We start from the raw sequence: 12487 nt of genomic DNA on the forward strand, positions 1-12487 counted from the left end.
AGTAAATGACGCCGTCCGTTAGGCAAAATTTGCTCCAGAAAACAAACGCAAATGAGAATGATAGGCAATAATTTTAATGCAATATTGGGGCTTTCTGCCAATAGAAAGCGGCATGCGGATGCGCTGAAGTTGATCTGGAACAACAGAAAGGCCAGCAAGCGGCGGGGCGTCGGAAGCCGGTTCGCCGGGGCGCATGGCGGGTCTTTCCGCGCGGGGAGGAAGGGCGCTCGCGCACCTGCCTATCCCAGGGAGCCTCCAGTAAAATCAATTCCCGGCGTACCACTCCCATAAGAAAGAGCTCCCATGGCTTCCTCTGCGCCCGCCGCTGTCGATAGGCCCTCAAGGGGGTGGCTCCGCTGGCTGCCCGGACTGGCCGTCTTGAAGTCGTACGAAGCCGCCTGGCTACCGAGGGACCTGGCCGCCGGCCTGGTGCTGACGACCATGCTGGTGCCGGTGGGCATCGCCTACGCCGAGGCCTCGGGCGTGCCGGGCGTCTACGGCCTTTACGCCACGATCATTCCGCTGCTGGCCTATGCCCTGTTCGGCCCGAGCCGGATCCTGGTGCTGGGGCCGGACTCGGCGCTGGCCGCGCCCATCCTGGCGGTGGTGCTCAGCGTCTCGAACGGCGATCCCATGCGCGCGGTGGCCGCGGCCAGCCTGATGGCGCTCGTGTCGGGCCTTTTCTGTATCGTGCTGGGCGTGCTGCGGCTGGGGTTCGTGACCGAGCTGCTGTCCAAGCCGATCCGCTACGGCTACATGAACGGCATCGCGCTGACGGTGCTGGTGAGCCAGCTGCCGAAGATGTTCGCGATTTCCATCGACGACGCCGGCCCGCTGCGCGAGATGTGGCAGCTGGCGGAGGCCGTGTACGACGGCGAGACCAACTGGTACAGCTTCGGGGTGGGGGCGGTGACGCTGGCGGTGATCCTGCTGCTCAAGCGTTTCGACCGCGTGCCGGGCCTGCTGATCGCGGTCATCCTGGCCACGGCGGCGGTCAGCGTGTTCGGGCTGGACGCGCGCGGCGTCAAGGTGCTGGGCGAGATTCCCCAGGGGCTGCCGACGTTCGTGCTGCCGTGGCTGAGCAACGCGGACCTGGTCAAGATCGTGCTGGGCGGCTGCGCCGTGGCGCTGATCGCGTTTGCCGACACCAGCGTGTTGTCGCGCACCTATGCCGCGCGCACGCACACGCGGGTGGATCCGAACCAGGAAATGGTGGGGCTCGGCGTGGCGAACCTGGCCGCCGGCTTCTTCCAGGGCTTTCCGATCAGCAGCAGCGCCTCGCGCACGCCGGTGGCGGAAGCGGCGGGTTCGCGCACGCAGCTCACGGGCGTGGTGGGGGCGCTTGCCGTGGCCGGCCTGCTGCTGGTGGCGCCGAACCTGCTGCGCTACCTGCCCAACAGCGCGTTGGCCGCCGTGGTGATCGCCGCGGCCATCGGCCTGTTCGAGTTCAAGGACCTGCAGCGCATCTTCCGCATCCAGCAATGGGAGTTCTGGCTGTCGATGCTGTGTTTCGCCGCCGTGGCGGTGTTCGGCGCGATTCCCGGCATCTGCCTGGCCGTGGTGATCGCCGTCATCGAATTCCTGTGGGACGGCTGGCGGCCGCACTTCGCGGTGCTGGGCCGCGTGCCCAACCTGCGCGGCTATCACGACCTGAAGCGCTACCCGCAGGCGGCGCTGATCGACGGCCTGGTGCTGTTCCGCTGGGACGCGCCGCTGTTCTTCGCCAATGCCGAACTGTTCCAGCAGCGGTTGATGGAAGCCGTGGAAGCCTCGCCCACGCCGGTGCGGCGCGTGGTGGTGGCGGCCGAGCCCGTCACCAGCGTCGACGTCACGTCGGCCGACATGCTGCGGGAATTGAGCCACGGCCTGGCCGCGGAAGGCGTGGCGCTGCATTTCGCCGAGATGAAGGACCCGGTCCGCGACAAGCTCAAGCGCTTCGAACTGACCGAGGTGTTCAGCGACGACCGCTTCCATCCCACGGTGGGCAGCGCCGTGGAGGAGTATCTGGAAGGCGTGGGAGCCGGGCGGATCCAGGAATAAGGCATCAGGGGCCTACCAGCGGGCCGGCCGCGAGGCCCCCAGCGCCACGAGTCCGGCGACGGCCAGCAGCCAGAGCCACAACGCGTCGGGCGCTGCCTGCGCAGGCGTGGGCGCGCGCGGTTCCAGCGCGTACCCCTGCACTTGCGTGGCGGGGGGCGCCGCGCCGGCGGGTCCCGCGGCAGGCGGCGCGGGCTGCGCCGGAATGGAATTCGCCTCCTGGGACTGGCACCTGGGCAGCGCGCAGTCGGATCCGTGCCGCGCCACGCTCTGCGCCAGCGCCTGCTCCAGTTGCCGCCTGTCGGCGGCATCGGCCTGCCACGCGCCCCGGTCGATCGCGGCGATCAGGGTCTCCAGCAAATGCTGGCGCGCGTGCGGATTGTGGCGGGCGAAGTACTCGTCCAGGCCCAGTTGGAATTTGTCGTCGACATAGACGGCCTTGACCTCGGACCAGTCGGCATCGCTTACCAGCCGCGGCGTCGTAACGTCCCACAACAGCATGTGCGCGGGCAGGTCCGCCATGTAGCGGGCGCCGTTGTAGCCGCTGTCCTGCATGGCGCGGATCCAGGCGGGATTGAAGTAGCGCGATTGCAGTTCGCGGCCGAAGGCGCGCGCCAGCGGTTCGAGCTTTCCCGCGCCCGGACGGCTGTCTTTCAGGTCGGCCACGTAGTGGGCCACCTCCGCGCCCGTTTGCTCGCGCACCGCCATGCCGATGCCGCCGAGATAGGCGGCCGGCATGCTGGTGTCGAGCAGCCCGTAGGTGTTCGAACTGCGGCTGAAGACGGCGGCTTCCACGCCGGACAACTGCGCGACGAAGCCCTGCGCGTCGGGCGCGCCGTTGCCGCCTTCGCCGTAGGCGTGGCCCAGGCGGTCGGTGTACAGCCTGGACAGGCGGGCGTCGGTCCAGTCGGCCCCGGCCTGCAGCGCGAACTGGGTCGAGGGCGAGTAGGCGCCGGGCGCGGTGGAATAGATGCGGCGGTCGGCGCGCGCGCGCGCCTCGGCGGCGGGCGCGCCGGCAGCGGCCAATTGCGCCGCGATCGCCAGGCTGTTCGCGCGCACGGCGTTGTCGCGTTCGTCCGCCGCCGCGGCCAGCCGCGCGGCTTTCGCAAGCATCGCGATCTTGTCGGCGAAGTGGTCGCGGTAGGTGCCCGAGGTGGTGACCAGCACGTCCACGCGCGGCCGTCCCAGCGCGGCGCGGTCGTCCAGCGCGACATCGATGACTTCGCCCCGCGGGTTCCATACCGGACGCGCGCCCATCAGGCGCAGGATCTGCGCTTCCATGGCGCCGCGATTCTGCGTGGACTCCACCGACCACAGCACGAACGCCACCTTGCGCGGCGCCTGGCCGTGTTCCTTCCGGTAGTTCTCGATCAGCGCGTCGGCCATGCTCGAACCCGTTGCCCACGCTTCGCGCGTGGGCAGGGAGCGCGTGGCGAACGTGTACGGATTGCGGCCAGGCGGCAGCGCGTCGGGGTTGCGCACGGCGTCGGCCATGGGGCCGGGCTCGATGTAGCGGCCGTCCAGCGCGTCCAGCACGGCATCGGCTTCCCTGGGCGCCGCCGCGACGCGCGCGGCATAGTCCTGGATGCGTTCCGCCACGTCGGCCGGCGCGTGCCTGGCGTCCCCGGCGATCACCGCCCGCACGGTTTCGAGCGGCGGCGGTTCCGCCATGTCGCCGGCGAGCATGGCGTGGACCATGCGCGCGGAAACGTCGGCATCGGGAGGCTGGCCCAGCACATGCCCCCCGACCGGCATGGGCGCCGCCTCCACCTCGGCCAGATAGCGGCGCAGGGCGGCTTCGAGTTGCGGCCAGGGCGCGCGCGCCGCGTCCAGGTCCAGGGCGCGGGCGTGGCGCGCGGCCAGGCCGCGCACGGCCTGTCTCGCGGAATCGTCCGTCGATTGCGCCGCCGCATCGAGCTTGTCGCGCAAGGCGGCGAGGTCGGGCGGCAGGGAGGCGAGGGCCAGCGGCGGCATGAAGCCGAGGGTCAGCGCGTTGGCGCGCCGCTTGTTGCCGATGCCGCCGTTGGCTTGCAGGGGCGTGGGCTGGATGTGGGGCAGGTCGCCGATCAGGCGGCCGACCCAGTCGTCGCGGGCCGGCCCCTGCTGCTTGCCGGGCATGAGCGACAACTGCGTGAAGAGCGGCACATAGGCGTCGGCATGATGGCCGCGCGTCATCCAGAGATAGAAGGCGACGTACTGGTGATGCGGCGGCAAGGCGTCCGTCGACGCGAGCGCGCCGGCATCCTGCAGATAGCCCCAGACCGGATGCGGCGCCACGACGACCTTGCCGAAACGCAGCGCCGGGATCACGATGGAGCGCTGGCCCTCCTGGCCGGCATGCACCATGATGCGGCCGGGAGGCGGACCCCAGCGCGCTTCCACCGCCTCGCGCAAGGCTTGCGGAAGCTCCCGGTACCAGGCGAGGTATTGCGCTTCCGGAATCGCCACCGCGTCGCCAGCGGCCAGGCGACGCGCCAGCTCGGCCTGGGCGCGCCGGTATTGCGCGTCGGCTTCGCCGGCGTGGCCGGGAGCGCCCCACAAGCCGGCGCTTACGTTGGCGCCGTCGCGCGCCATGCGCTGCGCCAGCGCGTCCGCGTCCGGCAGGGGGAGGGCGCCCACATCGTAGCCGTCGCCCCGCAGCCGTCGCAGCAAGGCGGCCAGGCTGGCTTGCGCATCCAGGTAGCTGTCCGGATCGCCGCCCACGTCCGCCTGGTCGGCCGCTTCGCTGTGGTACGAGATCACCAGCCGCTTCTCCGCGTTGGGCAGGCGGTGCAGGCGGGTCCAGGCCAGCGCGCGCGCTACGCGCCACGACACCTGTTCCGCCAGCGGCTCGTGCAGCACCGCGCCGTCCGCGCGCACGCGCCGCGCGCCTACCATCATGGGTTCGATGATGCCGTTGGCCTCGCTCAGCGCCAGCTGGCCGCTGCGGTCCGGGGCAAAGCCGCCCGGGTCCGCGCGCCATTGGGCGGCATCGCGTGTGTAGTCGGTGGTGCAGCCCAGTACCGCGACGCCCAGCGCCCGGGCTTCTTCCACGCCGGCCCGGTGGGCGGCGTAGTCGATCTGGCTGGCGCAGAGGATCAGCGCATCCACCGCGGGCTTGCCGTCGGCGCCGCGCAGATGGCGCAGCGAATCATGGCTGTCGCTGCGCCACAGCGGCACCGGCAGGCCGCCCTGGCTTTCGGTTTCGTTGACGAGCGCGTCGATCACCGCGGCGTTGTCGCCCAAGGCCAGGCTGCGATAGAACACGATGCCGACGCGCGGCCGGGCATCGGCGCCGGGCAGGCGCTGGCGCGCCCACGCCAGATAGGCCTCGACGTCGGGGAAGGGGCCGGCGTGCGCGGGGTGATAGAAGGCGCGCTCGGGATACTCGACCGGCGGTTCGGCCAGGCCTGGCATGCCGAGCAGGCGCGCGCCCAGGTAATCCAGCAGGCGCGTGTAGTTCTCGACGGTGCCGTTGCGCCAGTACGCCAGAGCTTGCGGCACCGCCGAGGCCGGCACGTTGCCGCTTACCCACTCATCGCCGTTGATGACGAGCACGCGGGTCCGCCGCGCCGCCGCGTCCAGGCGCGCCCGGTAGTGGGCCAGGCGCGGGCCGACGCCTTCGACCACGACCAGGTCGTATGCGGACAGGTCCGCCTCCTCGATGCCGGGCAGCTGGCCGCCGCCCAGGCCATAGAGGTCGATCGCCAGGGCGTTGGCGCGTCGCGCCGCGGCGGCGCGCATCAGGGTGGGCTGTTGAGCGAGCTCGATCGAAATGACGGCGATGCGCGGTCGCGAGTGGGCGCGCGCTTGCGCTTCCCGCGTCGCGACGCCGGGCGCCGCCTGTGCCGGCGCGGCGAGGGCAAGCGCGAGCGCGAGCAGGCCCGCGCAGGCGGCGGCCCACCGGGCGAACCGGCCGAGACGTCGCGGCCGGGCGGGCCCTTGGAGAAAGGCGGATCTGTGCATGGGGCCTCCTACTTCGCGCCGCCTTCCTGCTCGGGGACGTACACCACTTGTCCGTCCGGCAGGCGATAGGCGGTGCCCAGGCGTTCGCCCTGCCCGGACAGCTTGCGGTCCGTGACCCGCTCGACCTTGACCTGTTGCTGGGTCTTGCTCACCACTTCCAGCTGGCCGTCGGCGGTCTGGTGCGTCAGCGTCCAGGTCGCGTCGGCGCTGAGCATATCGGTCGATCCCAGCACCGAGAACAAGGCCAGGGCCATCGCCACGATGAACGCCAGGCTGGCGTCGAACAGGTTGGCCACGCCGGCCAGCGGGTCGTCGTGGTGGGCGGATTCGAGCCGCGAGCGGGCAAACCTCAGGCGGGATTTCATGCGGCGCGCTCCTGGGGGGCGGCCGCCTGCGCAGCGCGAAGCGCGCATTCCGCATGCAGCCGCAGGGCGTCCAGGTCTTCGCGCTGCCAGCCTTCGCGCACCATCGCGATCACGTGCGACACCACGCCGATCGCGATGCCGACGATGGTGGCCGAGAACGCCACCACCATGTGTTCGGCCAGCGCGGGCAGGTCGCCTCGCGCCAGGCCGTTCAGCGCGGCCGCCATCGGGATCAAGGTGCCCATCAGGCCGAGCGACGGCCCCGCGCGCACGGCGAAGCGCACCGCGTTCAGGCTGCGCGCGCCGGCGTGTTCGGCGCGCGCCAGCACGCGTTCGATGTCCAGGTCCATGTTGGCATCGGATGCGGCGGCGGCCGCGTCGATTTCCGCCGCCAGGCGCGCCACCGCCGGCCGGCGGCCGCGCCAGCGGCCCGCCGCGCTGCGCGCGAACATGCCCAGCGCGACCAGGGCCCAGGCCGCCAGCACGACCAGCATGAGCAGCACGGGGACGAACAAGAGTTGGGAGACCTGCTCCAGGACGAATTTGAGGTTCATGATGATTACAGGGCTCGCGTGTAGCGCAGGTAGTAGGCGCGGCCGGGCATGGTGTAGTCGGCCTTCTCGTAGTAGTCGCGGTCGAACAGGTTGGACACGTCGAACCGCAGCGTGTCCTTGGGCGTGATCTTCCAGCGCGCGCTCAGGTCCACGACCGTGAACGGCTCGTTCTCGAACAGGCCGCCGCGGCCGCCGGTGTAGATGCTGCCCTGGCTGTTGTCGGTGTCGTAGCGGGTATCGACGTGGCGGGCCGTAAGGGTGCCCGACAGCCTGTTGCCGTCGCTGACCGTGAGCGACAGATTGCCTTTCCATTTGGCCACGTTGCGGATGGGCACGGCGCCGCTGGCGTCGAAATCCTCCGCCTGAAGCAGCCGGGTGAAACTGCCCGAAACGCCGATGCGGCCCGCCGGCAGGCCGAACCAAGGGCCGGCATCGTAGGCCAGCCGCGCCTCGATCCCGCGCATGCGGGAATCGTTCGCGTTTTCGTAGCTGCTCACGCGTTCGGTAGCGGTATTGCTCACGATCACGGAGCGGATGCGGTCGCGGATGCGCGAATCGAAATACGTCACGTCGGCGTCGAGGCGGCCGTCGGCATAGCCGAGTCCGATGTCCCAGCTGCGGTTGCGTTCGGGCTTGAGGCTGGGATTGCCCATCGAGACGCGGCGTTGCGCGCCGGCGTACTCAACGTTTTCCCCGGCGATTTCACTGCCCTGCGGCGGCGCGAACGCCGTGCCGGCCGAACCGTGCACGCGCCACGATTCGCTCAGTTTGAAGACCGCGCCGCCGCGCGGATTGAAGCTGGTGAAGGCCGATGAACCGGGGCTGTAGCTGGTCTTGTAGGGCGTGGAGCGCGTGCTGGAACGGATCCAGTCATAGCGGCCTCCCAGCGTCAGGATCAGCCTGTCGTCGAGCCAGCTGCTGCCCCATTCGGCGAAGATGCCGTTGCTGTCGCGGCGTTCGTTGGGGCTGTAAGGCGCCAGGCGCTGGCCTTGGGCACCGTAGGAATAGCGGTCGGCCTCGACCCGCTGCCAGTCCGTGCCGTAGGTAAGCGTCATGCTGTCGGCGAATGCCCACACGTCCTGCACCTGATAGCCCAGGTAGCGGGATTCGGTGCGGCTGGAACGGTAGCGGTCCGCGGCCGCGGGCACCGTGATGTAGTTGTAGTTTTCGCGCGAGGCATAGGCCGTCGCCGTGATGAGGTGGTCCCGGGGCGTTAGCGTGAACCGCAGGTCGCCGCCGAGCCGGTCGGTTTCGTTGGCGGAGGCATTGGGCGGATTGAAGCTGACGGGGCCCGGCGCGTTATTGCGCAGGTCGGCCCAGTCGATCGTGGCATCGACGCGCACCATGTCGGTCAGGTCGCTGCCGATGCGCGCCTTGCCGGAACCGCGGCGAAAGTCGCTGTTGGGCCGCTTGTCGCCCGCGCCGGTGGTGAAGTCGCCGTTCTGGTTCACATAGCCGAACGCCAGGTCGAAATCGGTGCGCTCGGACAGGGATCCGCCCAAGGCGAAGTCCGTCATGCGCGTGTCGAACGAACCGTAGCCTACGCCGATCGATCCGCCGATCGGGCCCGTCGAGCGGCGCGTGATGATGTTCACCACGCCGCCCATGGCCGAGGCGCCGTATAGCGACGAAGCCGGGCCCTTCAGCACCTCGACGCGTTCGATGCTTTCGGGCGAGAGCGTCGTGAAGCTGGTGGACCCGGAAGGCCGGCCGTCGATCAGCACCAGCGTGCGCGGGTTGATCGTGAACTCGAAGTTCGGCCGCATGCCCCGCAGGCCGATGCCCGCCAGCCCGTTGGGGTACTGGATCACATCGACGCTGGCGTTTTTCTTGAGTTGGTCGATGAAGCTGGTGGCGACCGTGTCCTGCAGCACCTTGCCGTCTACGACCTCCATCGAGGAGGGCACGTCGTCCAGGCGCTGCTCGTTGCGCGTGGCGGTGACCACGACGGGGTTCAGTTCCACCACCTGATTCACGGCGGCACCGTCGCCCGGCGGCGCGCCCGCCGCGAGATGGCGGCCTTGCCCGTCCTCGGCGGCGTGCGCGCCGAATGCCACGCACAATGTGGCGCCCAGCGCCGCGAATCGCCCGCCGTCGCGGCGCGACGGCCTGGCCTGCACATGCTTCCTGTTCATCCTGCTGCTCTCGCCCCTATGAATAATTCGCAATGATATAACATATCAATAAAAGGGCGAGCTTATTCACTTGGAGGCGGCCGGCGCATGTGCCGCAACCGGCCTTCTGCTCGAATGCCTGAAGCGCGCGCGCCTGCCGGGAAAGCGTAGAACAGGCTAGGGCGGGGTCAATCCGCCGCCGCGATCGCGGCGGCGATTTCGGCGGCCGCGGCCAGCATGGGCTCGCGGAAGCCGGGCAGTTCCTCGAAGGCCACGCGCGCGCTGGGCACGGAAATCCCCAGGCCGGCGATGAGCTGGCCCTGCGCATCGCGGATCGGCACGGCGCAACCGACCACGCCGGCCATCACTTCTTCATTGCTCGCCGCCCATTGCTCCTTGCGCACCTTGCGCACCACGTCTCGCAGCGTATCCGCGGAAACGATGGTGTTGGGCGCGAGCGATTCGAGCGTGGCGTGGCCGAGCCACCATTCGAATTGGTCCTCGGGCATTTCGGACAGGAACAGCTTGCCGATCGACGTGCAGTACAGCGGCGAGCGGTGCCCATGGTCGAAGTACAGGCCCTGCGACCGCGTGGCGATGGCCGAATCCACGTAGAACACTTCGTCGTCCACGCGGCGGCCGAGCTGGCAATGCTCGCCGATGCGGTTGGACAGCGCGACCAGGATCTGGTGGCTCCGGTCGCCGCGCATCGCGGCCGAGACGGCGGCCATGCCCAGGTCGACCAGGGCGGCGCCGACCGCGAGCTTCTTGCTGCCCAGCACGCGCTTGAGCAGGCGCCTTTCTTCCAATTGCGCGACGAGCCGGTGAACGGTGGGCACCGGCAGGCCGCAGGCGGCGGCCACGTCGGTCATGGTGATGGGACGGTCCGCATGCGCCACCACGTCGAGAACATGCAGCAACCGGTCTAGGGGTTGATCCCTAGGGACAGCCTGAGAGCCGCTGATCATAATTAATCCAATTAGTGAAAGAAAAACTTCCAATATTCGGAAGTTTATCACAGGGCAGATTTTCTTTCCAAGTGAGATCGAAACCCACCATGTCCACTTTTCCCGAAACCGCACATCGTGCCGAACCCGCCGCGCAGGCGACTCGCAAGGGTCCGCTCGCGGGCCTGCGCGTCATCGACGCGGGCAACATGATCGCCGGACCGCTGGCGGCCACCCAGATGGCCGACTTCGGCGCCGACGTCATCAAGCTGGAACTGCCGGGTTCCGGCGATTCGATGCGCCACTGGACCCCGATGAAGGAAGGGCTGTCGCTGTGGTGGAAGGTGATCGCCCGCAACAAGCGGCTGATCACGCTGACCTTGTCGCATCCGCGCGGCCAGGAGCTGTTTCGCGAGCTGATCCGCGAAGCCGACGTGCTGATCGAGAATTACCGCCCCGGCACCTTCGAGCGCTGGGGGCTGGGCTACGAGGAGCTGGCGCGCATCAATCCGCGCCTGGTCATGGTGCGCGTGTCGGGATTCGGCCAGACCGGCCCCTACGCCCGGCGCGGCGGCTACGGCACGATCGCGGAGGCGTTTTCGGGCATCCCGTCGTTCACCGGCGCGCCGGACCGGCCGCCCACGCTGCCGGGCTTTCCCATGGCCGATTCGGTGGCCTCGACCTTCGCGGCGATGGCGGCGATGTTCGCCGTCTACAACCGCGACCACGGCAACGGCCAGGGCCAGGAGATCGACGTCAGCCTCTACGAGCCGCTGTTCCGCCTGGTCGAATCCCAGGTGATCGGGTTCGACCAGTTGGGCATCGTCAAGCAGCGCCTGGGCAATCGCCTAGCGGAGGATTCGCCGCGCAATACCTATCAGACGCTCGACGGGCGCTGGGTGGGCATCTCGGCGAGTTCGCAGCGCACGTTCGAGCGGCTGGCGCAGGCGCTGGGCATGCCGGAACTGATCACCGATCCGCGCTTCGTCGACAACGCCTCGCGCTGCGAACACGACAAGGCCCTGGACGAGATCATCGCCGGCTGGTTCCGCGAGCGCGACTGCGCGGCCGTCATGGCGCTGTTCGAAGAGGCCGAGGTGGTTGCCGGGCCGGTGCTGGACATCAGCGACATCGTGCGCGACCCGCACTACCAGGCCCGCCAGAACATCGTGTCGGTGCCCGACGACGATTTCGGGCAGGTGCGCATGCAAGGCGTGGTGCCGCGCTTCCTGGACACCCCGGGAGAGGTGCGCCACGCCGGCCGCGCGCTGGGCGCCGACAACCGCGAAATCTACCAGGGCCTGCTGGGCGTATCGCCGCAGGAATTCGACGCGCTGACCGCGCAGGGAGTGATCTGATGGCCGGGATGTTCGAAGGAGTGCGGATCGTGGGCGCGGGGCAGGCGCCTTATGCCAAGCGTTCGGAACGCGGCGTGCAGCGCCTGATGTACGAGGCAGGCGCGGCGGCGCTGGCCGACGCCGGGCTGCCGTGGAGCGCCGTGGACGGGCTGGCCGTCACCTGCTTCCTGCTGCCGCCCGACAATGCGCCGACGGTGGCCGAGCACCTCGGCATCGAGGCGCGCTTCCTGTTCCAGGGCCTGTATGGCGGCGCCTCGGGCATCATCGGCATGGCCCACGCGGCGCGCGCCATCCGCGATGGCGCCTGCGACGTGGCGCTGGTGCTCGCGGCCGACGCCTTCGACGTCGCCGCCCACAACGAAACCCTGGACCGTTTCAACGGCTCCATCAAGGAATACATGTCGCCGCAGGGGTTCGGCGGGGCCAATGGCATGTTCGCGCTGCACACCCGTCTCTATATGGAGCGGCATGGCGCCACGCCCGAGGATTTCGGCCGCTTCTGCGTGGCCTTGCGCGAGAACGCGCTGCGCAATCCCAACGCGCTCTTCAAGACGCCGCTCACGCTGGACGATTACCTGCATGCCAAGCCCATCGCGGATCCCCTGCGCCTGTACGACTGCGTCATGCCCTGCGTGGGCGGAGACGCCATCGTGCTGGCGTCGGAGCGCGTGGCCGCCGGGCTCAAGGGGCCGTCGCTGCGCATCCTGGCGGCGGAAGAAATCCACAACTATCCGGCCAACGATCCCTATGCGGTCCCGGGCGGCTGGTCGGGCCTGTCGGATCGCCTCTACCGGCGCGCCGGCGTGGAACCCGGGCAGATGCAGTTCGCCCAGCTGTACGACGATTATCCGGTGATGGCCTTCGTGCAGATGGAAGGGTTGGGGCTGTGCGAGCCCGGCCGCGCCCACGAGTACGTCCGCAACAACGACCTGAGCTGGCGCGGCGCGCTGCCCGTCAATACCGGCGGCGGCCAGCTGTCGGCCGGGCAGGCCGGCGCCAGCGGCGGGATGATCGGCGTCTACGAGGCCGCCGCCCAGTTGCTGGGCCGCGCGACGGGCCGGCAGCTGGATTGCCGGCTGGGCCTGGTGTCCGGCTACGGCATGGTGGCCTACGGCCGCGGCCTGTGTTCCAGCGCCGCCATTCTCGAACGCGTTCATTGAGGAGTCG

The 12487-nt window shown here is 69.4% G+C and carries 9 protein-coding genes; 3 read left to right on the forward strand and 6 right to left on the reverse strand.

Annotated features, from left to right (window positions below; genetic code table 11):
• Window positions 1–18: 18 nt before the first annotated feature.
• Window positions 19–195, reverse strand: coding sequence for a hypothetical protein (locus ADE01S_RS31480; RefSeq protein WP_156494248.1), 177 nt, complete (start codon window positions 193–195; stop codon window positions 19–21).
• A gap of 108 nt (window positions 196–303) precedes the next feature.
• Between ADE01S_RS31480 and ADE01S_RS04945 the strand changes: the two genes are divergently transcribed.
• Window positions 304–2040 (forward strand): SulP family inorganic anion transporter, encoded by a 1737-nt coding sequence (locus ADE01S_RS04945; protein ID WP_062680358.1) that lies wholly within the window; start codon window positions 304–306, stop codon window positions 2038–2040.
• A 12-nt stretch (window positions 2041–2052) separates the two neighbouring features.
• On the opposite strand, the gene ADE01S_RS04950 is transcribed toward ADE01S_RS04945, so the two are convergent.
• The 5 genes from ADE01S_RS04950 to ADE01S_RS04970 all read right to left on the reverse strand — a co-directional run bounded on the left by ADE01S_RS04950 (window position 2053) and on the right by ADE01S_RS04970 (window position 9935).
• Window positions 2053–5982, reverse strand: coding sequence for a cobaltochelatase subunit CobN (locus ADE01S_RS04950; protein ID WP_062680359.1), 3930 nt, complete (start codon window positions 5980–5982; stop codon window positions 2053–2055).
• An 8-nt stretch (window positions 5983–5990) separates the two neighbouring features.
• Window positions 5991–6347 (reverse strand): DUF2149 domain-containing protein, encoded by a 357-nt coding sequence (locus ADE01S_RS04955; RefSeq protein ID WP_062680360.1) that lies wholly within the window; start codon window positions 6345–6347, stop codon window positions 5991–5993.
• Entirely contained in the window at window positions 6344–6901 is a 558-nt protein-coding gene (locus tag ADE01S_RS04960; RefSeq protein WP_062680361.1) for a MotA/TolQ/ExbB proton channel family protein, read from the reverse strand. Before ADE01S_RS04960 ends, ADE01S_RS04955 begins: the two co-directional genes overlap by 4 nt.
• Window positions 6902–6906: 5 nt before the next feature.
• Complete coding sequence (locus ADE01S_RS04965; protein ID WP_062680362.1) at window positions 6907–9036, reverse strand: TonB-dependent receptor; 2130 nt, start codon at window positions 9034–9036, stop codon at window positions 6907–6909.
• A 167-nt stretch (window positions 9037–9203) separates the two neighbouring features.
• Complete coding sequence (locus ADE01S_RS04970) at window positions 9204–9935, reverse strand: IclR family transcriptional regulator (RefSeq protein ID WP_062680363.1); 732 nt, start codon at window positions 9933–9935, stop codon at window positions 9204–9206.
• A gap of 137 nt (window positions 9936–10072) precedes the next feature.
• Between ADE01S_RS04970 and ADE01S_RS04975 the strand changes: the two genes are divergently transcribed.
• Together ADE01S_RS04975 and ADE01S_RS04980 are read left to right on the forward strand one after the other, a co-directional pair.
• Window positions 10073–11320 carry a CaiB/BaiF CoA transferase family protein gene (locus ADE01S_RS04975; protein ID WP_062680364.1) on the forward strand — a complete coding sequence of 416 codons (1248 nt, stop codon included), beginning with the start codon at window positions 10073–10075 and terminating at the stop codon, window positions 11318–11320.
• A complete protein-coding gene (locus ADE01S_RS04980) occupies window positions 11320–12480 on the forward strand; it encodes a thiolase family protein (RefSeq protein WP_062680365.1) in 1161 nt (386 codons plus the stop codon). The genes ADE01S_RS04975 and ADE01S_RS04980 overlap by 1 nt, the downstream gene beginning before the upstream one ends.
• The last annotated feature ends 7 nt before the right edge of the window (window positions 12481–12487 follow it).

Source organism: Achromobacter denitrificans NBRC 15125 (genome assembly GCF_001571365.1).
GTDB classification, from domain to species: domain Bacteria; phylum Pseudomonadota; class Gammaproteobacteria; order Burkholderiales; family Burkholderiaceae_B; genus Achromobacter; species Achromobacter denitrificans.

Excerpts from the sequence above, each read along its gene's own strand:
- ADE01S_RS31480 (WP_156494248.1), bottom strand. The coding sequence starts at position 195 with ATGCGCCCCGGCGAACCGGCTTCCGACGCCCCGCCGCTTGCTGGCCTT.
- ADE01S_RS04945 (WP_062680358.1), top strand. The coding sequence starts at position 304 with ATGGCTTCCTCTGCGCCCGCCGCTGTCGATAGGCCCTCAAGGGGGTGG.
- ADE01S_RS04950 (WP_062680359.1), bottom strand. The coding sequence starts at position 5,982 with ATGCACAGATCCGCCTTTCTCCAAGGGCCCGCCCGGCCGCGACGTCTC.
- ADE01S_RS04955 (WP_062680360.1), bottom strand. The coding sequence starts at position 6,347 with ATGAAATCCCGCCTGAGGTTTGCCCGCTCGCGGCTCGAATCCGCCCAC.
- ADE01S_RS04960 (WP_062680361.1), bottom strand. The coding sequence starts at position 6,901 with ATGAACCTCAAATTCGTCCTGGAGCAGGTCTCCCAACTCTTGTTCGTC.
- ADE01S_RS04965 (WP_062680362.1), bottom strand. The coding sequence starts at position 9,036 with ATGAACAGGAAGCATGTGCAGGCCAGGCCGTCGCGCCGCGACGGCGGG.
- ADE01S_RS04975 (WP_062680364.1), top strand. The coding sequence starts at position 10,073 with ATGTCCACTTTTCCCGAAACCGCACATCGTGCCGAACCCGCCGCGCAG.
- ADE01S_RS04980 (WP_062680365.1), top strand. The coding sequence starts at position 11,320 with ATGGCCGGGATGTTCGAAGGAGTGCGGATCGTGGGCGCGGGGCAGGCG.